Below are 21,684 nucleotides of genomic sequence, written 5' to 3'. Positions count from 1 at the left end.
TTTAGTTTTTCTTCCTCCGCTTGAATTAAGGCATTGAACTTTTTTAAAAATGCATTTTCACAACGTAACCGTTCGATTTCCAGTAAAAGTTCTTCTTCTCTAGTTAAAGGTTTTTGAGATTTATATGCTTTACGTTTGTTAGTACTCATTTTTCTAGGACGGCCTCGGGGTTTACTTTTAAGACCTTCTAATCCAAATTTAGTAAAAATATTACGCCACCGCACAATGATAGAATCATTGGGAATCTTAAATTTCAAACGAGTCTCACTAAGACTAAGCTTCTCTCGCTCCATGACTTGAAGCACCCTGTACTTAAAATCAAAAGAGTAATTTTGATTCTTCTTAGGATAAAGACCCGTGAGGCCATACTTTACATAATCCTGAATCCATCGACTCAGAGTACTTTTAGATACACTATTTTCCGTGCTAATACTTAATATTGATTGTGACGATTTAAAGTATAAATCAATACAAGTCTTCTTAAACGTTAAATTGTATTTTACTTTTCTTTCCATAAAAAATGCCCCCAGAAAGTGTCTAACTTTTTGGGGGCAGTGCAATTCGAAAAGCCCTTAATTTTTATATTAAAATAATGTGAGTTGTGGTTTGCTTACTGTAAATGTTTTACGGTGATGCGGTGTAAAACCTAATTCCAGGACAGTATTTCGATGTTTTACCGTTGGATAGCCTTTATTTGTTGCCCAATCGTAATGTGGAAATTCCTTTCCTAGTTCTGTCATATAATCATCTCGATAAGTCTTTGCTAAAATAGAAGCAGCAGCAATTGAAAGGTATTTGCCATCTCCTTTGATAATGCACTGATGTGCAACATTTGGATAAGGAATGAACCTATTACCATCGATCAATAATAGTTCAGGTCGTATATGCAGGGCATCTAGTGCTAAATGCATTGCTTTGTAAGAAGCATTATGAATATTGATTTTATCAATTTCTTGAGGACTCACAGGTTTGACAGCAAAAGCCAAAGCATCACGTTCAATAATTGGACGAAGTTCCATTCTTTTTTTCTCCGAAAGTTTCTTGGAATCATTTAAGATAGGATTATAATATTCTTTTGGGAATATAACGGCGGCTGCAAAAACAGGTCCTGCCAAACACCCTCTTCCCGCTTCATCGCAACCGGCTTCGATTAAATCTTCTTGAAAATGTGATAGTAACATGCTTAGATAATATGTAACTTCTCTGTGATATGTGAAAAAATTGTATAGGATACAATAAGTTATTCTTTTTTTTGTATCGCATTTTAAACCATCCCTTTTTGATGGTGTCTAAAGCAAATGTAACAATAAGTAGGAAAATTGATGAACAAACTAACTTTTCTTCTGATATGTTTTTTACTGCCAATTATATCATTTGCACAGAAAAACAAAAAAGTCAACTATTCTTTCGCAAGAACTAACGACCTAACCATTGATGCAAATGTAGAAGATTGGGGCGGCAATTTGAACGCAGTAGCCGATGATTTTTGGTCATTTGGGATAACTGAACAAAACAATGAATTGATTGTTGCTATTGTTGTCAAAGATCTTCAGTTACAAAGAGAAGCTTTTCGTGGCGGGCTTTTTGTAGACATCAGTTACGATGAGAAAAAGAAAGATGGAGCGAGGTTAAATTTTCCTTATTGGGATAGAGAGCGTAAACGCGCTATTGCCAACGATGAGGAAATGGATCAAAAAAAATTTGAACAAGAGCTCTTGAATAATGTTAATGGTTATTATTTAACAGGTTTTGGAAGAGTAAGAGATGGAGTTCTAGCATTAGACAATGACTACGGAATACAAGCAAAAGTACAAGTGGACAGTAATAAATGTTTAGTTTATGAGGCGAAGATTCCGTTGGATTTAGTTGGAGTGAAGTCGAATCAAATAGCTGTTCATTTGGGAATTAACACGCAATTTGCTATGCTTAAAAAAGCAGCAGAGAATGCAAGAAAGAGAAATAATAATATGTATTCGCCTTATGGTTATGGGATGATGGGGCGACCGATGATGCAAAATACACTTAAAAATCCGTATAAGGGAGATACTGAAATTTGGGTTATTGATACGATAAAATAGAAATAAGTTACACACATTAAATATGAGGTTTTATAGCGCTTTAATAGCTGTATTTTTTATGAGTTTGAGCCTAAGCTCACAGGCTCAGTCCAACAAAATTGTGCAAGGATTGTTGCGTGATTCATTATCAAGAATTGTATCAGGAGCTACTGTTCAATTCATATCTGCGACAGATACGTTAAGTACAAGTTCTTCGGTTGGAGGTATCTACACTTTCAACAATGTGAAAGCAGATAATTTTAAAATCAAAATCGCAAGTTTAGGATTCGAACCATTCGAAAAAGAGTATACTTTCCCTGCGGGAGAATCTCGTATGTTGGTTCCTACTATCCAATTGACACCAGTAGCGAATATGATCGAAGAAGTCGTAGTAGCGGGTGTGGTTACTGTTCAAGTAAAAGGTGATACAGTAGAATATGCAATGAAGGACCTTAAATTAAGAGAAGGATCTGTTGCTGAAGATGCTTTGAAAAAATTGCAAGGTGTTGATGTCGATAAGGACGGTAATGTGACTGCTCAAGGAGAGCAAGTAACACGTGTTCGTATCAACGGTAAAGATTTCTTTGGTGGTGATGTCAAAACAGCTACTCAAAATTTACCTGCGAACATCATTGAAAAAATGCAAATTGTAGACGACTACGGTGATATGGCTAATATCACAGGTAATAAATCAGGAGAGTCTACAAAAGTTTTGAATATCCAAATTGATCCTCAATATAATAAAGGATATATGTCGACAATACGTGTAGGTGGTGGTACTGAAGAACGTTACCAAGCTACAGGTATGTGGATGGGATTACAAGATAAAACACAAGTTTCTGTTTTGGGTAACCTTAATAATATGAACGCACCATTGTTTGACTTTAATTCTATGGGCGGTGGAGCTCGTGGACGTCAAGGTGGAGGCGGAGGTCGTCAAGGCGGAGGAATGTTTGGCGGTTCTGAAGGTATTACGAATGTTGGTTCTATAGGGGTTAATATACGTCATGATTTCTCTGACAAATTGAAAGCTTATGGTTCTTATTCTTTTGGTAGAGACGATAATAATACATTAAGTAATTCTTATACAAACCGTTTAGCAGAAGCTATTGAAGAAGATTCGGATAAAGAAAACAATAGCATTAGAGCAAATCACCGATTTGAAGGTAATTTAGAATGGAATATTACAGATAGAGATTATATTAAAATTTCCCCTCAATTAGGTTTTGGAAATAATAATATTGACAATCTTGATCAAGTAAGACAATTGATTGGTGGAGATTTTAGTAATTATCAAGTAACTAACGAAATTAATGAATCTACTGCTCCTCGTTATAATTTTTCGGGATTATATAATCGTAAGTTGAACGATAAGGGAAGAAACTTATTCTTCAATTTTAACTATGACAATGCTGTAACAGAAACTGAATATAATCGTGAATTGGAACGTTGGTTGACAGATCCTAATAATTTAAATCTTCCAGCTGCGGACGTTTTTGAAAAAACTTATCGTGAAGTAAGCAATAAGAGTTGGAATGCAGGAGCTTCTGTTTCTTATACAGAGCCCTTAACAGAGAAAAGTAAAATCGAATTAACTTACGATTGGAATAATAATGATTATGACAATCATAATAAGCAAGATTTATTAGCTTCTGAAGGAAGTTCTGCATCAGGAATATTGAATTATAATTATGATTACGATTATGCTTTCACCACGCATCGTGTAGGCGCAAGCTATATGTATGATGGAGAGAAATTTAAATATTCGTTGGGTGCTTCACTTCAACCATCTACTTTGAAAGGTGATGCTTTCAATGGGTCGACAACAGAACTAATAAATCGTAAAAACTTAAACTTTATTCCGATTGCTCGTTTTGAATACAAATTCTCAAGACAATCTAATATTACTTTACAATATTCAGGTAGATCTAACGAGCCTTCAGTGACTCAAATATTACCTTTTGAAGTGTCAACAAGTGAAACTTATACAACGATAGGTAATCCTGAGTTGGATCCAGAGTTCAGACACTCTATGAATTTAAGATACCGTTCGGGAGATTTCCAAAAAGGAACAAATTTCTTTGCGATGGTACGAGCTGAGTTAACAAATGATAAGATTGTTTCTTACAACAAGACCACGACACAAGCGGGATTAGGTGCAATTCAAGAAGTAGGATATCAAAACGAATCAGAACCAGTTTATTCTATCAACTCTTTCTATCACTATGGAAAATCATTGAAAGAAAAAACATATAATTTAATGTATGGTGGAGGTATCTCTTATAATAAGGGTATTGTTTATCAAAATTCTGAATTAACGAATTTTGAGTTCAAGAAAAATATTACCGATAATATTGGAATCAATCAAATGCTATTCTTTAGATATAATCCATCTGAGAATTTAGAGATTAATCCTGGGGTACGTTACAACTATACGATTACAAATTCTTCGTTGATTGATTTAAATAATCGTAATACGTCAAAAATTACACCTAACATAATCGGTTCAGTTAATATTACCCCAACTACTATTTTTGGGTTAGATCTTTCAAAAGAGTTTAATAAGGGATATTCTTCAAATGTAAATCCATTTATTATCAACACCTATATTGAACAACGTTTACTAAAAGGTCAACGTGGTACTATTCGTTTACAAGGTTTTGACTTATTAAATGAGCAAACAAATGTAAACCGTACTGTAGGTGAAATCTTGACAGACAGTCGTACAAATCGTTTGGCTAGATACTTTATGTTGACATTTACGTTCAAGTTGCAAAAATTCTCTGGAGTAAATCCTTTCCAACAGGAGCAAGGTCCAGGTGGCATGCGTCGTCCAAGAATGTAATTTGAAAATACTATAAACGAAACGGCTGTAAGAACTTACAGCCGTTTTTGTTTTTATTGTGTAGTTTTGCAATCAATTTAAATAATAGATAACTAAATGAAAGAATACAATCTTATCCAATTGGATAATGGTATCAGAATATTGTTGCATTACCAAAATTCACCCATCACTCATACATGCATGATCGTCAATGCGGGAGCTCGTGACGAACAGGAAGGGAAATATGGTGTTGCACATTTTATCGAACATTTATTATTTAAACGTACAGAGCGCCGTTCCACCAACCAAATTTTGAATCGTCTAGAGCAAGTAGGTGGGGATTTAAATGCGTACACTACTAAAGAATATACTTGTCTACACGCTTCATTTTTGAATCCACATTTAGAGCGTGCTTTGGATCTTTTTGAAGATGTATTGTTTCATTCTACCTTTCCTGCGAACGAAATCGAGAAAGAAAAAGGTGTTATTTTGGATGAAATGGCATCATACTTGGATAGTCCTGAAGAATCCATTATGGATGATTTTGAGGATTTATTATTCAAAGGAACAGGATTAGGACATAATATTCTAGGTTTGGAAGATGATCTCAAGGCCTTGCAAAAGGAGGATATCTTAGATTTTATGCAGCGCAATTACGATACACATGAAATCGTTATCGCAATTGGAGGTAATTATTCATTAGCTCAAGTAGAACGTATTGGGAATAAGATCTTTGGAAAGATAAAATCCAATAGCCGTACCCGACAAGATAAGGTTACTTTTGAAAATATTGGACAACAAATCGTAATCGATAAACCAATTAATCAAGCGCACTACATGTTAGGTATCAAAACCTTCGGTATTTTTGATGAACGAAAAACAGCTATGCTGTTATTGAATAATATGTTGGGTGGATTTGGAATGAGTTCGATATTAAATCTTGGTATACGTGAAAAATACGGTATTGCATATACGATTGAATCCAATTTCACGATGTATACAGATTGCGGACACTTCAATATTTATTTGGGTACGGATGAAGAAAAATTGAAAAAGGCCGTTTCTTTAGTATTCAAAGAATTAAATAAACTCAAACATGGACCGATTTCAGCTTACCAATTAAAACAAGCAAAGCAAAAATTCAAAGGTCAAATCGCGTTGGCGGAAGAAAATCGTATGAGTATGATTATTGCGGAAGCAAAAAATATCATTGATTACGGTAAAATCATTCCTCTACAAGAGGTTTTTGATAAAATTGAGGAGGTGACTGAAAATGATATTTTAGCACTTTCTACGGAATTCTTTGACGAGTCTAAATTGACTTCCTTGAGCTTTGTGCCAGAGGAAGAATAGCATTTGCACAATATTGTTATATTTGCCCAATATTTTCCATTTGATAATAACCTTTAACAAGAAAATAAGTCGTCATGAAAACAGCTTACATTTTCCCAGGTCAGGGCGCTCAATTCGTAGGAATGGGTCAAGACTTGTACAATCTTAACGAAGAGACGAAAGCTTTATTTGAGAAAGCTAACGATATTTTAGGTTTTCGTATTACAGATATCATGTTCAATGGTACAGACGAAGATCTTAAACAAACAAACGTAACACAACCTGCTATTTTCTTGCACTCCGTGATTTTAGCAAAAGCATTAGGGGATAAATTCCAACCTTCTATGGTGGCAGGTCACTCTCTAGGTGAATTCTCAGCTTTAGTATCAGCAGGAGCTTTATCTTTCGAAGATGGCTTAAAATTAGTTTCTCAACGTGCGAATGCGATGCAAAAAGCATGTGAATTGCAACCATCTACGATGGCAGCGATTTTAGGTTTGGATGATGAAACCGTTGAAAAAGTTTGTGCACAAGTAGAAGATGTAGTGGTAGCAGCGAACTACAATTGTCCTGGTCAGTTGGTGATATCTGGCTCTATCGAAGGTGTAGATAAAGCTTGTGCTTTATTAACGGAAGCTGGTGCAAAACGTGCTTTAAAATTAAATGTAGGTGGTGCTTTTCACTCACCATTAATGGAACCAGCTAAAGTTGAATTGCAAGCAGCGATCGAGGCGACAAACATTCAATCGCCTATTTGTCCAATTTATCAAAATGTGGATGCTAAAGCATACACAGATCCGCAAGAAATCAAGGCTAATTTAATCGCGCAATTAACTGGCGCTGTACGTTGGACTCAAACCGTTCAAAATATGTTAGCTGACGGTGCAGAAGCATTCGTAGAAGTTGGTCCAGGAAATGTGTTGCAAGGTTTAGTGAAAAAAGTAGATAGACAAGCGCAAACATCTTCTGCTTCTATTGCAGAATAATGACATTATATTATTAAAATAGAAAATGCGACTCAAAAGGTCGCATTTTCTATTTTAATTGTCTTTGAAAGAGTAATAATGATCTTGAATTACTTGAGCCACAAATTTCTCGGGCAGTTCTTCACTTTTTTTTCCAATCATTAATTCCACCTGCGCAGCTAATGCTTTGATGATTTCATAATTTTTGCGACGATAGCCGGTATTGTAAATATCTTTTATCTCATTAATCTCCTGGTCGGAAATTTTATACACCTCAGGATATACGATTTGATGTTCGCTCGCAAGTTCCTCAAAAACAGTTTGCTTCAAATTAAGCGTTTCTTTGAGACTTATTACAGTGGTGTCAGCAGCAATATCACCCAATCGCTGGCCTTTTTGTGAAAGAATAATAGAGGTCAATCCAACACCACCCATACTTAAGAATATATCGACTGCATTTGCCACCCAACGGATAAAGTATTGATAGAAAGTAGCGCGTGTGCCATCTATTTTAACCACTTTCAGTTTCATAATTCTTTTTCCCAAAGTCTGACCGTTTAGCAACATCTCACAACCAATAGTGTAAAAAAAGACTGGTAAATAAACCAAGGAATAGATGCCGTATAAAGCCCATTTGTCTAAACCATCTAAAATATTAGTTGACCTTAAGAATAGTACAACCGAAAATATATACAATAGCATTACACCATAGTCTAATGCAAAAGCTATAATACGCGTACCAACAGGAGCTAGCTTGTATTCGAAATTTACGTTTTGCGGTGTGTTTATTAATAGCTTATTCATATATTTGGTTAACGTCAATTTTAACTTAAAGTATGCGAGAGGCTTCCTTTATAGAACGAAATAAAGAAAAATGGTTGTTAATTGAAAATAATTTACTCAATATTGTAAATGTTGACCCTGATATTTTGGCCTCAAATTATATAGAACTGACTAACGATTTAGCTTACGCACAGACTTTCTATCCCCAAAGTAAAACCAAAGATTATTTGAACGAATTGTCCATTCGTGCACATCAATTAATTTATAAAGACCAAAAATCTTCCAGCAACAAATTAAGTCATTTTTTCACTTACGAGATATTTGAATCTATTTGGAAGATTCGAAAGCAATTAGTGTACTCTTTGCTGATTTTTCTGTTGGCAAATGTTATTGGATTTATTTCGGCACATTATGAAGAGAGTTTCTTGAAATTTATCATGGGTTCGCATTATGTGGATATGACAGTACAAAATATCAAAGAAGGAAATCCAGCTGGCGTGTATCAACAAGGGTCGAATTGGGGAGGGGCACTGGCTATCACGATTAATAATGTGCAAGTTGCTTTCTTTGCATTTATTTATGGTATTTTTTTCAGCCTAGGCACAGGGTATATTCTGATGATGAATGGTATTATGGTCGGAACCTTTCATTATCTTTTCTTTAAATATAATGTCCTGAGCGAAGCAATGACAGCTATTTGGATACATGGTACCATTGAGCTTTCTGTGATTGTCATTGCCGGAGGATGTGGGCTGGCAATGGGCAACAGTATTCTTTTTCCAAAATCATATACTAGACTAGAATCTTTCAAACGTACGGTAAAGCATGCAGCGAAAGTACTAATTAGCACTATACCTTTCTTTATAATGGCAGGTACACTCGAAGGATATGTAACTCGATATTATCAAGTGTCTGTATGGATGTGCTTAATTATCATCGCGATTTCTTTGCTATCCATTGTGTATGTATATATCGTAAAACCTAAACAAATGGCTCTAAAATACGGATGGGACAAATAGACTTCGAATTTAAGCGTGAGCGAAAGTTGGGAGAATTTGTTCAGGATTTTATCAACTTATTAAAAGTAATAAATCGACATTTAGTATCGGTCTTGTTTAAATTACTGATTGTGCCGATTTGTATTGTCGTGTTGATAGGGTATTATCTGACGACCCAAATGCGATTCAATGCCAATTTCTCCAACGTAGACTACTTTAATATCGGCGCTAGCTTTGTCAGTTTAGGGCTTTTGGTCCTTTTGATATCCATTTTTGCTTTTGGATTTACAATAGAATATTTTATTCTTCTACGTAATCGTAAGCAAATCGATTTTGGTTCAAAGGAAGTGTGGCTGCAATTTCGCACAAGCATAGCCTATTATCTTCGATTCTTTTTGGCAATGCTTGTGGTAGGGGTGTTGATAGCTTTGCCTGTTGCCATTGCTGCACTTTTATCAGCTTTTATTCCTATTGTAGGAACATTTGCTACAGGGATTTTATTTTCTATGATTGGCATGTGGTTTTTTACTGCTTTTATGCTTTACCGAGAAGATTACTATGACCTTATTGATTGTTTCGGAGGAGCTTTTACGTTGCTCCGTACTAAAATCTTTGAATACGGTACAGCCTCTTATATTGTTTCCTTTATCTTTCAAGCCTTATTAAGTATCATTACAATCATTCCCTTTGTGATTATTTTTGTCATTAGTTATAATGCTATTGGCTTCAACAATGATTTCTTTGAATCCGAATGGGGACGTGGCATAGCGACTTTTGGAAGTCTTGTAGTAGTCCTTTTATTCATGGTGTACTATATGCTATCTGTGATTAGTTATGGCATTATTTACGAAACGGCAAAGGAGCTTAAGTTTGGGGAAGATGTATTTGCACGTATAGAAAAGTTGGGAGGCAAAGATGTATAAATTCTTGTTTTGTTTATTCTTCGTGTTAATCACTCTTTCGTCTTATTCCATTCAGCAGGATTCTACAACAGCTATTATAGAAGGAGTAGAGCCTGAACAAAATACACCTAAATATGAATATTGGAAAAAAGATTATTATCATAATATTCCCAAAGTTGAGTCATTAAGTGTTGCCAATGGACAGAGTTTTGAGGAGATGATAGGCAGTTATCAAAGCAAAGAGTTCGAATATATAGAAAGCATATCGGACAAGTTGAGTGTATGGTCTTCGATAAAAGAGTGGATTAATAAGTTCTTTAGCGATTTATTCCCAGATGTCAACGTGAGTCCTGCACAATGGTTCTATGACTTATTGGGCGTCTTGGGGGTGGTATTGGTCGTATTTCTGCTGTACAAATTATTCTTCTCGGGAAAGCAGTTTATTATCAATCCCAAAGAAGATCTGCTGGATGACGAGCAGACTGTTGAATTTGTAGAAAAAAATCTGTTGGAAATTGATATCAATAATTACATAAATAATGCTGTACTATCGAATAATTACGCTTTAGCGATTCGCTATCAGCAGCTTTTGAATATACAGCTTTTGGCAAAGAAAAATATCATAGTTTGGGATCAAAGCAAAACAAATCTGGAGCTAACGGATGAAATTGAGCAGAGCGAGTTGAAAAATGATTTCAAAAAATGTTCTGCTTTATTCGACTATGTGTGGTTTGGTGAATTTACCATCACTGCAGCAAAATTTGAGGAGATTACGAACCAATTTAAGGCATTTCAAAGGAGGTGGTCATGAAAAGAAGTTCTTGGTTAGGAATTTTACTTTTGCTGATGGTCTTTTTGGGAATTGCTCTCATAGATTCGAGTGCCAAAAAACCGATTGATTGGAGTGAAACTTATCTATTTAGGGATAAAATTCCTTTTGGGACATATGTGTTTAGAGAAGAGATACCGAACATTTTAGGAACGGATCGTACGTATACCAATTTTGGTGAATCCACATATGAATTGCTGTCCAATTTTGATTCATTAGCATTCACTCAACGCGCTATTATTGACATTAGTGAGTTTCATAGCATCTATGAGCATGATACAAAGAGTCTTCTCAGCTATGTCGAAAATGGAGGTGAAGTGTTTCTCTCCGGTAAATCTATTACCGATGAATTTTTGGACACGCTTGGATTATATTTTGAACTCCTAGACTATGCAAAGTTTAGACCTACTCCACGGTCAGTGTATTACACCTTAGGTCAAGATACGGCTCGACTGTATCTGGATAAAGTGACTAATATGCCTGTGTTTTCTAAACTTAACCCAGATAATACCACTGTTTTAGGCTATTTGAATGCAAGAGGAAGAGCACTGCCAAATTTTATCAAAGTATCACATGGCAAAGGCTCCATCTATTTACATCTGCTTCCTGCGGTTTTTGGGAACTATTATATGTTGCAAGAGAAAAGCTACAATTATGTGACTAAAGCACTTAACATTATAAAGAGTAAAGAAATATGGTTGTCCGATTACGCCTATAATTGGACGCAACCGAGGACGCCTTTGCGAGTCATACTTCAACAGCCTGGGTTTAGGCAAGCGTGGTATTTATTATTGTTTGGTCTGGTCATGTTAATGATTTTCAAATCCAAAAGAGAACAACGTGCAGTTCCTGTTATTACCCCTGAGCCAAATAAGTCAAAGGAATTTGCACAGACAATAGGTAATTTGTATTACGAAAATGGAGATCCAGGTAATATCATTCAGAAGAAAATTGAATATTTTCTTTTTGATGTTCGGAACAATTATCAATTGGATACTTTAAAGCTAGATGACGAACGTTTTATAAAGCAGTTGTCTTCAAAGTCAACCGTAGATTTGGAAGAAACCAAATCGCTTTTGCAGCTCATTGGGCATTATAAAAATAAAAAGCAGGCATCACTCGCGGATGTTAAATTAGTAAATCAAAAAATTGAAGATTTTAAACAAAAAGCCAATTTCATATGATGGAACAAGAAAATTTGGAAAGATATCAACCTGATTTTGAGAATAGAATAGACCTAAGCGTATTGCAAAGTAAATTTGAAGCGGTACGTGATGAAGTCAAAAAAGTCATCATTGGACAAGATAAAGTAATAAATATGCTTCTGCTGGCGATATTGGCTGGCGGACATTCTCTGATTGAAGGTTTGCCTGGCGTTGCTAAAACTTTGACCGCTAAATTGATTGCAAAATCCATTCGCAGCATTTTCAAGCGGATTCAATTTACACCAGATTTAATGCCTTCGGATGTTACAGGTTCTACGATTTTGGATTTAAAATCTAATGAATTTGAGTTCCGCAAGGGGCCTATTTTTGGTAATGTTATCTTGATTGATGAAATCAACCGTGCTCCCGCGAAGACTCAATCTTCGCTGTTTGAATGTATGAGCGAGCGACAGGTGACGGTGGATGGAAAGACCTATCCGATGGCTAGTCCTTTTATTGTCTTTGCTACGCAAAATCCTATCGAACACGAAGGAACATATCGTTTGCCAGAAGCACAATTGGACCGTTTTTTGTTTAAAATCGATGTCAACTATCCCGATTTTAATCAGGAATTAATAATCTTAAAAGAACATCACGAACAAAAAGCCCAAAACAAAGAGGCCTTAGTTCAAGAAGTGATTTCGGTAGATGAAATTATCCATTTCCAGCATTTGGTTAAATTGGTTTTCGTTCATGAAGATTTATTGAAATATATCGCACAGATAATATTGCAAACACGCACGAATCCCTATTTGTCCTTAGGTGCCTCGCCGCGTGCTTCCATCGCTATCTTAGAAGCTTCGAAAGCTTCGGCTGCCCTGCAAGGTCGTGATTTTGTAACGCCTGAAGATGTTAAATATGTAGCCGATTCTATTCTATCGCATCGTATTCAGTTAACACCAGAGAAGGAAATGGAAGGCTTTACACCTACTTATATCGTACAGCAGATTGTTGAAAGTGTAGAAATTCCAAGATAATGAAGTATTTACGGAGGCTGTATATCAAAAATAGGTTCTTTTATGTGTTGCTAGGTTTGGCGGCGTGTTTTGCGCTTTCTTTCTACCTAGAGCCTCTACGTATAATTACTACTATTTTACTGTGGGTTTTTATAGGAGTTTGCTTTTGGGATTTGTTGATGTTAAATCTTCCGAAGCATCAGCTTATGATTAAACGTCAATATCCTGATAAATTATCAAATGGTGACCAAAATCCCTTCGTCATAAGTTTGAGAAGTGCTTTTCCGACGAATATAAAAGCTCGTGTACTGGAAGAAATACCGATTCAGCTTCAGGTCCGAGCGAATGAATTTGAAGTAGAGCTTTTGCCTCGCAAAGAGACACAAATTGAGTACACACTAAATCCCAAAAAGAGAGGTGTTTATGCTTTTGGGAAATGTAATGTGCTGGTCAGTCATTTGGGATTGTTCGAACGAAAGTTTGCCTTGGATGAGCCATTAGAAATTCCATGCTATCCTTCTTTTATTCAGATGCGCAAATATCAGCTTTTGGCAACCACGGATAGATTGGTCGAAATGGGGGTGAAGCGTATTCGTAGAATCGGAAGCACAATGGAATTTGACCATATCCGAGAATATGTGAAAGGAGATGAATATAAACATATGAACTGGAAAGCATCGGCGAAGCACAATCGCCTGATGGTGAATCAATTTCAGGAAGAGAAATCGCAACCTATATATTCCTTTATCGATATAGGTCGCGTCATGCGTATGCCTTTCAATGAAATGACATTGTTGGATTATGCGATTAATTCGACCTTAGTATTATCCAATGCCGCCATATTAAAACAGGATAGAGCTGGGATGTTGACGTTTGGTCGTAAAGTAGAAAATCATATTCCTCCTGAAAAAAATAATAAGCAAATGAAGCTCATCTCAGATAAGTTGTATGGAATCACCACCAACTTTGAAGAATCTGAGTTTGGAAATCTATATGCTTTTATGCGACGTCATGTCAATAAGCGTTCGTTGCTATTTTTGTATAGTAATTTCGAAACCTTAGATGCTTTGAATAGACAAATGTCTTATTTGCGCATGATGGCAAAAAGCCACATCGTCGTTGTGGTTGTATTCAAAAATACGGAATTAATTGAAATGGCTAAAGAGAAAGCCCGAACTTCAGTTGAAATCTATAATAAGATTATAGCAGAAAAGTTTGTCTACGACAAGAGCTTGATAATTCAAGAACTAAATCGAAATGGCTTGCAAACGATTTATACAGCACCAGAAGATTTAAGCATAAAATCGATAAATAAGTATCTGGAAATAAAAGCGAGAGGATTGATATAAAAATAAAAAGGCGGAATTCAAAAATTCCGCCTTTGCTATTAAATATAGAAAGCTTCTTTGATTTTATCGACGTAGTCTAATTTTTCCCAAGTGAATAATTCCACGTCAAGAGTTTTAGTTTCGCCATTTGAATTTTCAAAAGTCTTTGTTACGACTTTGTTTGTTCTACCCATGTGACCGTAAGCTGCGGTTTCTGAATAGATCGGGTTGCGAAGACCTAAACGAGTTTCAATGCCGTAAGGTGTCATATCAAACAATTCGGCGATTTTTTGAGCGATTTCACCATCGGTAGCATTTACTTTGCTCGTACCATATGTATTTACATAGATACCCATTGGATCTTTCACGCCGATAGCGTAAGAGATTTGAACCAAAATTTCGTCAGCAACACCAGCAGCTACTAGGTTTTTAGCGATATGACGTGTAGCGTAAGCTGCTGAACGGTCTACTTTCGATGGATCTTTTCCGGAGAAAGCACCACCACCATGCGCACCTTTACCACCATAAGTGTCTACGATGATTTTACGACCTGTCAAACCCGTATCACCGTGAGGGCCACCAATTACGAATTTACCTGTAGGGTTGATATGGAATTTGATATTGTCTGTGAATAAAGCTTGCAATTCTGGTTTCAATTGCGCTTTCACACGAGGGATCAAGATATTCTTAATGTCTTCTGTGATTTTTACCAACATATTCGGCTCTGTATCGAACTCATCGTGCTGCGTTGAAATTACGATAGTATCGATACGTTGCGGTTTGTGGTCATCACTATATTCTAATGTTACTTGTGACTTAGCGTCTGGACGTAAATACTTAATTTCATTATTTTCACGTCTCAAAGCGGCTAATTCATATAATAAGCGGTGTGAAAGGTCTAATGCCAATGGCATATAGTTTTCTGTCTCGTTACTTGCATAGCCAAACATAATGCCTTGATCACCCGCACCTTGTTCTTGCTTGCTTTTACGGTCTACACCTTGATTAATATCAGCAGATTGTTCATGGATAGCAGATAATACACCACATGAATTTGCCTCAAACATATATTCTGACTTTGTGTAGCCAATCTTCTCGATTACTGAACGAGTGATTTTCTGTACGTCAAGATAAATTTTTGATTTAACTTCACCAGCTAATACTACTTGTCCTGTTGTAACTAAAGTTTCGATTGCTACACGCGAATCTTCGTCCCAAGCTAAGAAATTGTCAATTAATGCATCTGAAATTTGATCGGCAATTTTGTCAGGATGGCCTTCCGATACGGATTCGGATGTAAATAAGTATGCCATATTTGTTTTTTTGTTTTTAACACTAATAAATAGGAGGTGCTATCGAAAAGATAGAAGTGGAAAAACGTAATGAATGAATGGTTTTTAGCACTTTTTTTTCGTGGTTGCAATCTCCCTTTTTACTTAAGATTTGTAAAATGCAAATCAGTCCACATTTATTATTTGGTTGCAAAGTTACAACACTTTTATTATTATCCCAAAATTTGATCTGGATTATATTAATTTTTACTCCTATTGAAAATTAGGCTATATTTACTCAGTTGATTTTAGTTATGCAAGAACAGAAAAAGATACTTTTCGTTATTAATCCTATATCGGGAGGCAAGAAGAAAACTGCTTTTAACAAAAAGGTTTTGGAGGTGTTGGATATGCAAAAGTTTAAGCCGACTTTTCAGCAAACTACCAGACCAAACCATGCTTATGAATTAGGGAAAATGGCTATCGAAGAGGGTTACGACGCTGTCGTCGCTGTTGGCGGAGATGGAACCATTAATGAATTAGGATCTGCCTTAGTAGGAAGTGGAATTCCGATGGGAATCATACCAGAGGGGTCAGGAAATGGCCTTGCACTTTATTTAGGTGTCCCAATGAATGAAACCTCCGCAATTAATCGTCTTAATCGTTTCGAAACAGTTGATGTGGATTGTGGTATTATTAATGAAAAACCCTTTTTTAATATAGCGGGATTAGGCTTTGATGCTACTGTATCGGATCGATTTGCCAACGACTCCATTCGAGGACCTATAGGTTATTTGCGTTCGGTCATTAATGTAATAAGTAAATACAAACCGTGTAAATATGAATTGACTATAGACGGGAAACTGTATGAACGAGAAGCTTTTATGATTTCTGTGGCTAATTCGCCACAATATGGAAACAATGCTTACATCGCACCAAATGCATCTGTAAATGATGGAGTTTTGGATGTGTGTATCGTTCATAAATTTCCGCTGTATATTCTACCCATGATGGTGTTTCACTTGTTCAATCGTTCGGCAGATCAATCAGAATATGTGGAGATTATTCCAGGAAAGGACATAAATATTAAAAGACTGGATGCTGGACCAATTCATGTGGATGGTGAGCCAGTCAATATGGCGAATGATTTAAACATAATTGTAAAACCAAAAGCATTGAAAATAATTTGCTAAAATTAAAAATATGGCTAAGCAGAAAAAACAAAAATTTGAAGGTATAGTCTTCTCTACGGATTCAAATTTTGAATATGAATTCGATTCGCATGAGACTGTAGAAACTTTACCTCCTAATAGACAGAAACTAAAAGTGTTATTAGATAAAAAATCACGAAAAGGCAAAGTTGTTACAATCGTAGAAGGATTTGTGGGGGATGATGACGATTTGCAAACACTAGCTAAAACATTAAAGCAGAAATGTGGAGTGGGTGGAAGTGCCAAAGATGGAGAGATTTTAATACAGGGAGATTTTAAGCAAAAGATATACGATTTATTAAAAAGTCTTGAATATCAGGTTAAAATAGTAGGTGGGTAATAATAAAATGACTTATTATTCGTTTAGATTAGGATAACTACATTTTCAAAATCTTTTGCTTAGTCTAGAGCTGATGAAATTCAAAAGTAAGTGTTTGGTTACTTATTTTTCAAGGTTAGCCAGTCATTAATTTGGATATGCAAAAAAAAATAGTTTTTATTGCATAATATTCTGTAGATGGATATTGATTTTTTAATCACGCATAAGAATAGGATTGCCGCGATGATCGTTCTTATCGTTATCCATAAAAAAGAATGATAAAAAAGGATTGAAAAATTTGAATTTTATATCAAAATAGTATATTTGTTTTGACAATGGTCAGAATGATGTCAATAATTTTGCATTATTTTAATAGAATTAAACATAATAATTAAACAACAGTAAAAATCTAAAACTTAGTAAAAATGGCAAACGCACCAAAAACTACTAGCCCAGCAAAACAAGAAAGTGGCAATTCAGGTAATTTATTTGCGAGTTTAGCAATCGTTATTTGTTTAGTAATCGGTTACATCGTTTACAAATTTGTAATGGGTAACCCTTCAAACTTCATCGACAACAACCCTGAAAATCAACCACTACCAGGTAATTATTTAGGTATGGTTTACCATGCAGGTGCTATCGTACCAGTCCTTCTTGGCTTATTCTTAATGGTATGGGTTTTCTCAATCGAACGTTTCATCGTAATTGGTAAAGCTTCAGGTACTGGTAATGTTGGTAACTTTGTAAGAAAAGTACAATCTTTATTAAAAACTGGTAGCATCGATACTGCTATCGCGGAATGTGACAAACAAAAAGGTTCTGTTGCAAATGTAATCAAAGCTGGTTTATTGAAATACAAAGATGTAGAAGCTAACCCAGGTTTAGACGCTGAAAAATCAGCTTTAGCTATCCAAAAAGAAATCGAAGAAACTACTGCATTAGAAATGCCAATGTTAGAGAAAAACTTAAACGTATTAGCTACATTAGTTTCTATCGGTACATTAACAGGTCTATTAGGTACAGTAACAGGTATGATCAAGGCCTTCTCAGCATTAGCAACAGGTGGTGCTCCAGATTCAGCTAAATTAGCGAACGGTATCTCTGAGGCCCTTATCAATACAGCTACAGGTATCGCTACTTCAACTTTCGCGATCATCATGTACAATATCTTGACTGCTAAAATTGACAAATTAACTTATTCTATCGACGAGGCTGGTTTCTCAATCGTACAAACTTATGCTGCGAACCACAAATAAGATGTTTTAAAAATTATTTCAACTTTTTTATGGAAAGTGAGATAATAAAGCATCATTAAGTAAACGAATAGAGTTGTTAATTTATAAAAGTAAAAGAAATGGGTAAAGCAAAAGTAAAAAGAGCCAGTACATCGATCGATATGACGGCGATGTGTGACGTATCTTTCTTGCTTCTAACATTCTTCGTTCTTACAGCAACTGCTAGACAGCCAGAGACTTTAACAGTTGATACGGCTCCTTCATACTCTCAAGCTAAATTACCTGATGGTAACTTGGCAATCATTACAGTAGGTGATGAAGGTAAAGTGTTCTTCAAAATGAGTGACCCTAATGTACGTGTAGAAGCACTTCAACGTATGGCAGGTATCTACGGAATCGAATTCACTCCAGAAGAATACGCTAAATTCAAAAACTTGGAAGACTTTGGTGTCTCTATGAAAACAATGAAAACATTGTTAGCAGCAGAGTCAGCTGATAGAACAGCAGAAAAGCAAAAAGGTATCCCTGTAGACTCTACACAAAATACTTCCAACGAATTATTTTCGTGGGTAAAACAGGCACGTTTGGCTTCAGCTAAGATTTTAAAAGATAAAGCAATTGAGGATGGCAAAGATCCTGATGACATCGAATTGATGACAGTTGCTATCAAATCGGATGCTGATGAGAAGTTTCCAAACTTGAATTTAATAATTGAGACATTACGTAATCAGAAACAAAATAAGTTCAGTTTCGTGACTGGTCTTAAGGCTGATTAATAATAAGAAATTTAAATGGCAGAATTAAATCAAGACTCCGGTAAACAAGGTAAAGGAGGAAAGGTAAGATCTAAGAAAAATGGTGGTAAGGTCGATCTTACAGCCATGGTTGACTTGGCATTCTTATTGATTACTTTCTTTATGTTAACAACATCCTTGAATAAACCACAAGCAATGGACGTTGCGATGCCTGACAAAAACGTTGAAACTGACAAAAAAACAGACGTAGACGTAGATGAGCACCGTAGTGTTACATTGGTACTAGGATCAAATGATAAACTAGTATGGTACCAAGGTGATGTTAAGAAACCTCTTCAGGGTCCTACAGTAATTGATTATAGCGCAGAAGGATTACGTGCAACATTAATGAAAATGCAGAAACTTGTTCCTCAACAAGCAGGTGGTAAAGACATTATCGTAGTAATCCGTCCAAGTGAAAAATCAGTTACACGCAACATTATTGATGCGTTGGATGAAATGAAGATTGTAGACATTAAACGTTACATGATATCTAACCGTATCATGGGCGACGAAATTGAGCTATTGAAAAAAGAAAATCTTTACAACGACTAGTCGTATAGAGAGTTTCATTAAAAAATAATATTATGTTTGAAAAACTAAATATATTTAAAAGTGAGTGGCTTGATGTTGTCTTCGAAAACAGGAATAAAGCTTATGGAGCCTACCAGCTTCGTAAACTTGGCCCTAAAGCAACTAACACTGCATTAGCTATCGTGGCTGCAGTTGTGGGTGTTTTTAGTGCTACCCAAGTGTTCGATTTGAATCCTTTCAAAGGAAATGATGCTCCAAAAGAGGAAGTAGCATTTACAGAAGAGGTGACATTAGAAGATTTGGCGGAACAACTTCCTGAAGAAGAAGAAAAACCACCAGTACAAGAGGAAGCGCCTAAAATTGCTGAATCTAAGCCTGCTCTAGATGTTGTTGCTCTTCCAGAGATTAAGCCGGTTCCTAAAGAAAAGGCGGTTCAAGAAGAAGTAGCGACAGTGGAAGAAGCTACAGATAAGAAAAAACTTATCGGTCCAGTAGCTATGAAAGGTATGAAAGGTGGTAGTATCACAACTGAAGGTAAATGGGGTACAAAAGATGTAGCAGGTGCTGCAACTGGTAGTACTAAAGGGGTTGAAGGTGGTACAGGTACAGGAGAAGAAATTTTCCAATCTGTGGAAATTCAACCAGAGCCACCAGGTGGTTTGAATGCTTTCCGTAAATGGATCGGTGATAATTATCAATATCCACAAGCTGCTATCGATGCGGGTGTGAAAGGTACTGTGCAAGTTACTTTCGTCGTGGAGAAAGATGGTTCTTTGACAGATATCAAAGTAGCACGTGATTTATCATACGGAACAGGACAAGCTGCGATCAACGTATTGAAAAAGGCTAAAAAATGGAGCCCAGGTATCCAAAATGGTCGTCCAGTTCGTGTAGCTTATTCACTGCCTATTCGTTTGGACTTAACAAATATGTAATGAGTTATAATTCAGAAATGAATGATAATAACAAATTTAGACAGAAATCGCCAACAAAGCGATTTCTGTCTATTTTAGGCCTATGCATGTTCTTTTTCTATTTCGTGTTGGGCTTGTTAATTATCTTTTGGAAAGATTTTCCGATTGAGATAGATAAAACGTATAAAAATATGTTTGGTATTTTGCTAATTGTCTATTCATTTATGCGATTTGCGAGATTATGGCAAAACAATTTTATACGTTAAATAATGTTAAGGATTAATCTTTTTATTCTTAAGTAAATCATATTGGTAATGAATTTGTTCAATAAGATTATATATGTGTTTTTAAGTTTTCTTTTCTTTATCTCTTGTAGTGAGAAGAGTGGGGAAAAGAAAAATAAAAAGGATGACATATTATCTGGAGAAATAACGGTATTAGTGGATGAAACCTTAATGCCAATTGTCGAAGAACAAAAAGAGGTCTTTGAAAGTTCTTATTACAACGCGAAGATAAATCTATTGGCTAAACCCGAGATTCAATCTATTAATGAATTGATAAAAGGAGAAGCTGCCATGATAATATTATCTAGAGAATTGAATGAAGAAGAAAAGAAATCCTTTGAGCAACGATCTATCACGCCTCGAATCTATCAATTTGCATATGATGCTGTAGCTTTAGTAGCTAATGTAAATAGAGATTCTACAATCAAAACGGAGACAATTCTAGATTTGATGAGAGGCAAATCGGTTGATGGGACTAAATTGATTATTGATAATCCGAATTCAAGTCTCGTAAGATATTTTCGTGAAGTAGGCAAAATAGATAAAATTGCAAACAATTTTATTGAAGTTAAGGGGGAAGCAAACTCAATTCTGAATGAAGTGGCTGACGGATCTTCAAATATTGGATTAATTAGTTATAATCAATATTTATCTTTAGAAAGACACTTTACAAAAAAAGATAAAATTCGTATCTTGAGCGTGCTAAACGACACATTACAGTCGCCTACGTATGTTAAACCTACTCAAGCCTCACTTTCTACAGGAGAATATCCTTTGAGAAGAGAGGTTAAAGTATTAAACTATCAACCAAATTTAGGGTTGGGAATGGGGTTTTCAGCATTTTTGACAGGAGATCGTGGTCAGCGTATAGTGTTAAAATCAGGTTTATTACCTGCTAAAATGCCAGGAAGAGAAATTATAATTAGAGATAACATAAATTAGT

At 35.7% G+C, this 21,684-nt stretch carries 21 protein-coding genes; 17 read left to right on the top strand and 4 right to left on the bottom strand.

Annotated elements, in window-relative coordinates:
• The coding region (locus H8B04_RS06980; protein WP_190301870.1) for a helix-turn-helix domain containing protein at positions 1-515 on the bottom strand (515 nt) is incomplete at its 3' end.
• A 69-nt stretch (positions 516-584) separates the two neighbouring features.
• Positions 585-1,181: a ribonuclease HII gene (locus H8B04_RS06975; protein WP_190301869.1), complete on the bottom strand. Its 597-nt coding sequence runs from the start codon at positions 1,179-1,181 to the stop codon at positions 585-587.
• A 141-nt stretch (positions 1,182-1,322) separates the two neighbouring features.
• Between H8B04_RS06975 and H8B04_RS06970 the strand changes: the two genes are divergently transcribed.
• The 4 genes from H8B04_RS06970 (at position 1,323) to fabD (ending at position 7,199) form a co-directional block, all read left to right on the top strand.
• The gene (locus H8B04_RS06970; protein WP_165291412.1) at positions 1,323-2,078 is read left to right on the top strand and encodes a hypothetical protein; all 756 of its coding nucleotides are present in this window, start codon (positions 1,323-1,325) and stop codon (positions 2,076-2,078) included.
• Positions 2,079-2,100: 22 nt separating this feature from the next.
• Positions 2,101-4,902: an outer membrane beta-barrel protein gene (locus tag H8B04_RS06965; protein ID WP_165291413.1), complete on the top strand. Its 2,802-nt coding sequence runs from the start codon at positions 2,101-2,103 to the stop codon at positions 4,900-4,902.
• Between the two features lie 96 nt (positions 4,903-4,998).
• Entirely contained in the window at positions 4,999-6,234 is a 1,236-nt protein-coding gene (locus tag H8B04_RS06960) for a M16 family metallopeptidase (protein ID WP_165291414.1), read from the top strand.
• Positions 6,235-6,308: 74 nt separating this feature from the next.
• Positions 6,309-7,199 carry an ACP S-malonyltransferase gene (gene fabD, locus H8B04_RS06955; RefSeq protein WP_165291415.1) on the top strand — a complete coding sequence of 297 codons (891 nt, stop codon included), beginning with the start codon at positions 6,309-6,311 and terminating at the stop codon, positions 7,197-7,199.
• Between the two features lie 54 nt (positions 7,200-7,253).
• Here the strand turns inward: fabD and H8B04_RS06950 are convergent, their stop codons facing one another.
• Positions 7,254-7,982, bottom strand: a complete 729-nt coding sequence (locus tag H8B04_RS06950; RefSeq protein WP_190301868.1) for an RDD family protein — start codon at positions 7,980-7,982, stop codon at positions 7,254-7,256.
• A 32-nt stretch (positions 7,983-8,014) separates the two neighbouring features.
• On the opposite strand from H8B04_RS06950, the gene H8B04_RS06945 reads away from it, so the two are divergent.
• From H8B04_RS06945 to H8B04_RS06920, 6 genes are all read left to right on the top strand, one after another.
• Positions 8,015-8,980, top strand: a complete 966-nt coding sequence (locus tag H8B04_RS06945; protein ID WP_165291417.1) for a stage II sporulation protein M — start codon at positions 8,015-8,017, stop codon at positions 8,978-8,980.
• Positions 8,968-9,882: an ABC transporter permease gene (locus tag H8B04_RS06940; RefSeq protein ID WP_190301867.1), complete on the top strand. Its 915-nt coding sequence runs from the start codon at positions 8,968-8,970 to the stop codon at positions 9,880-9,882. The genes H8B04_RS06945 and H8B04_RS06940 overlap by 13 nt, the downstream gene beginning before the upstream one ends.
• Entirely contained in the window at positions 9,875-10,672 is a 798-nt protein-coding gene (locus H8B04_RS06935) for a hypothetical protein (protein WP_190301866.1), read from the top strand. The genes H8B04_RS06940 and H8B04_RS06935 overlap by 8 nt, the downstream gene beginning before the upstream one ends.
• Positions 10,669-11,874: a DUF4350 domain-containing protein gene (locus H8B04_RS06930; protein ID WP_190301865.1), complete on the top strand. Its 1,206-nt coding sequence runs from the start codon at positions 10,669-10,671 to the stop codon at positions 11,872-11,874. The genes H8B04_RS06935 and H8B04_RS06930 overlap by 4 nt, the downstream gene beginning before the upstream one ends.
• On the top strand, positions 11,871-12,872 hold the full coding sequence (locus H8B04_RS06925) for an AAA family ATPase (RefSeq protein ID WP_223815313.1): 1,002 nt from the start codon (positions 11,871-11,873) through the stop codon (positions 12,870-12,872). Before H8B04_RS06930 ends, H8B04_RS06925 begins: the two co-directional genes overlap by 4 nt.
• 185 nt (positions 12,873-13,057) lie before the next feature.
• Positions 13,058-14,200 carry a DUF58 domain-containing protein gene (locus tag H8B04_RS06920; RefSeq protein ID WP_223815312.1) on the top strand — a complete coding sequence of 381 codons (1,143 nt, stop codon included), beginning with the start codon at positions 13,058-13,060 and terminating at the stop codon, positions 14,198-14,200.
• Positions 14,201-14,238: 38 nt separating this feature from the next.
• Here the strand turns inward: H8B04_RS06920 and metK are convergent, their stop codons facing one another.
• Positions 14,239-15,492 (bottom strand): methionine adenosyltransferase, encoded by a 1,254-nt coding sequence (metK, locus tag H8B04_RS06915; RefSeq protein WP_165291422.1) that lies wholly within the window; start codon positions 15,490-15,492, stop codon positions 14,239-14,241.
• A gap of 272 nt (positions 15,493-15,764) precedes the next feature.
• Here metK and H8B04_RS06910 point away from each other — a divergent pair, with 272 nt between their 5' ends.
• The 7 genes from H8B04_RS06910 to H8B04_RS06880 all read left to right on the top strand — a co-directional run bounded on the left by H8B04_RS06910 (position 15,765) and on the right by H8B04_RS06880 (position 21,683).
• Positions 15,765-16,643, top strand: a complete 879-nt coding sequence (locus H8B04_RS06910) for a diacylglycerol/lipid kinase family protein (protein WP_165291423.1) — start codon at positions 15,765-15,767, stop codon at positions 16,641-16,643.
• A gap of 10 nt (positions 16,644-16,653) precedes the next feature.
• Positions 16,654-17,001 (top strand): translation initiation factor, encoded by a 348-nt coding sequence (locus H8B04_RS06905; protein ID WP_190301863.1) that lies wholly within the window; start codon positions 16,654-16,656, stop codon positions 16,999-17,001.
• 404 nt (positions 17,002-17,405) lie between these two features.
• Positions 17,406-18,236, top strand: coding sequence for a MotA/TolQ/ExbB proton channel family protein (locus H8B04_RS06900; RefSeq protein WP_165291425.1), 831 nt, complete (start codon positions 17,406-17,408; stop codon positions 18,234-18,236).
• Positions 18,237-18,334: 98 nt separating this feature from the next.
• Positions 18,335-18,991, top strand: a complete 657-nt coding sequence (locus tag H8B04_RS06895; protein WP_165291426.1) for an ExbD/TolR family protein — start codon at positions 18,335-18,337, stop codon at positions 18,989-18,991.
• Positions 18,992-19,006: 15 nt separating this feature from the next.
• Complete coding sequence (locus H8B04_RS06890; RefSeq protein WP_190301862.1) at positions 19,007-19,564, top strand: ExbD/TolR family protein; 558 nt, start codon at positions 19,007-19,009, stop codon at positions 19,562-19,564.
• Positions 19,565-19,596: 32 nt separating this feature from the next.
• Entirely contained in the window at positions 19,597-20,478 is an 882-nt protein-coding gene (locus H8B04_RS06885; RefSeq protein ID WP_190301861.1) for an energy transducer TonB, read from the top strand.
• Positions 20,479-20,771: 293 nt separating this feature from the next.
• Positions 20,772-21,683: a PstS family phosphate ABC transporter substrate-binding protein gene (locus H8B04_RS06880; protein WP_190301860.1), complete on the top strand. Its 912-nt coding sequence runs from the start codon at positions 20,772-20,774 to the stop codon at positions 21,681-21,683.
• Position 21,684 lies beyond the last annotated feature (1 nt).

Source organism: Sphingobacterium litopenaei, from assembly GCF_014692495.1.
GTDB classification, from domain to species: Bacteria; Bacteroidota; Bacteroidia; order Sphingobacteriales; family Sphingobacteriaceae; genus Sphingobacterium; species Sphingobacterium litopenaei.
This window is presented reverse-complemented; position numbering and strand designations above follow the sequence as displayed.

Excerpts from the sequence above, each read along its gene's own strand:
- H8B04_RS06975 (WP_190301869.1), bottom strand. The coding sequence starts at position 1,181 with ATGTTACTATCACATTTTCAAGAAGATTTAATCGAAGCCGGTTGCGAT.
- H8B04_RS06970 (WP_165291412.1), top strand. The coding sequence starts at position 1,323 with ATGAACAAACTAACTTTTCTTCTGATATGTTTTTTACTGCCAATTATA.
- H8B04_RS06965 (WP_165291413.1), top strand. The coding sequence starts at position 2,101 with ATGAGGTTTTATAGCGCTTTAATAGCTGTATTTTTTATGAGTTTGAGC.
- H8B04_RS06960 (WP_165291414.1), top strand. The coding sequence starts at position 4,999 with ATGAAAGAATACAATCTTATCCAATTGGATAATGGTATCAGAATATTG.
- fabD (WP_165291415.1), top strand. The coding sequence starts at position 6,309 with ATGAAAACAGCTTACATTTTCCCAGGTCAGGGCGCTCAATTCGTAGGA.
- H8B04_RS06950 (WP_190301868.1), bottom strand. The coding sequence starts at position 7,982 with ATGAATAAGCTATTAATAAACACACCGCAAAACGTAAATTTCGAATAC.
- H8B04_RS06945 (WP_165291417.1), top strand. The coding sequence starts at position 8,015 with ATGCGAGAGGCTTCCTTTATAGAACGAAATAAAGAAAAATGGTTGTTA.
- H8B04_RS06940 (WP_190301867.1), top strand. The coding sequence starts at position 8,968 with ATGGGACAAATAGACTTCGAATTTAAGCGTGAGCGAAAGTTGGGAGAA.
- H8B04_RS06935 (WP_190301866.1), top strand. The coding sequence starts at position 9,875 with ATGTATAAATTCTTGTTTTGTTTATTCTTCGTGTTAATCACTCTTTCG.
- H8B04_RS06930 (WP_190301865.1), top strand. The coding sequence starts at position 10,669 with ATGAAAAGAAGTTCTTGGTTAGGAATTTTACTTTTGCTGATGGTCTTT.
- H8B04_RS06925 (WP_223815313.1), top strand. The coding sequence starts at position 11,871 with ATGATGGAACAAGAAAATTTGGAAAGATATCAACCTGATTTTGAGAAT.
- H8B04_RS06920 (WP_223815312.1), top strand. The coding sequence starts at position 13,058 with ATGATTAAACGTCAATATCCTGATAAATTATCAAATGGTGACCAAAAT.
- metK (WP_165291422.1), bottom strand. The coding sequence starts at position 15,492 with ATGGCATACTTATTTACATCCGAATCCGTATCGGAAGGCCATCCTGAC.
- H8B04_RS06910 (WP_165291423.1), top strand. The coding sequence starts at position 15,765 with ATGCAAGAACAGAAAAAGATACTTTTCGTTATTAATCCTATATCGGGA.
- H8B04_RS06905 (WP_190301863.1), top strand. The coding sequence starts at position 16,654 with ATGGCTAAGCAGAAAAAACAAAAATTTGAAGGTATAGTCTTCTCTACG.
- H8B04_RS06900 (WP_165291425.1), top strand. The coding sequence starts at position 17,406 with ATGGCAAACGCACCAAAAACTACTAGCCCAGCAAAACAAGAAAGTGGC.
- H8B04_RS06895 (WP_165291426.1), top strand. The coding sequence starts at position 18,335 with ATGGGTAAAGCAAAAGTAAAAAGAGCCAGTACATCGATCGATATGACG.
- H8B04_RS06890 (WP_190301862.1), top strand. The coding sequence starts at position 19,007 with ATGGCAGAATTAAATCAAGACTCCGGTAAACAAGGTAAAGGAGGAAAG.
- H8B04_RS06885 (WP_190301861.1), top strand. The coding sequence starts at position 19,597 with ATGTTTGAAAAACTAAATATATTTAAAAGTGAGTGGCTTGATGTTGTC.
- H8B04_RS06880 (WP_190301860.1), top strand. The coding sequence starts at position 20,772 with ATGAATTTGTTCAATAAGATTATATATGTGTTTTTAAGTTTTCTTTTC.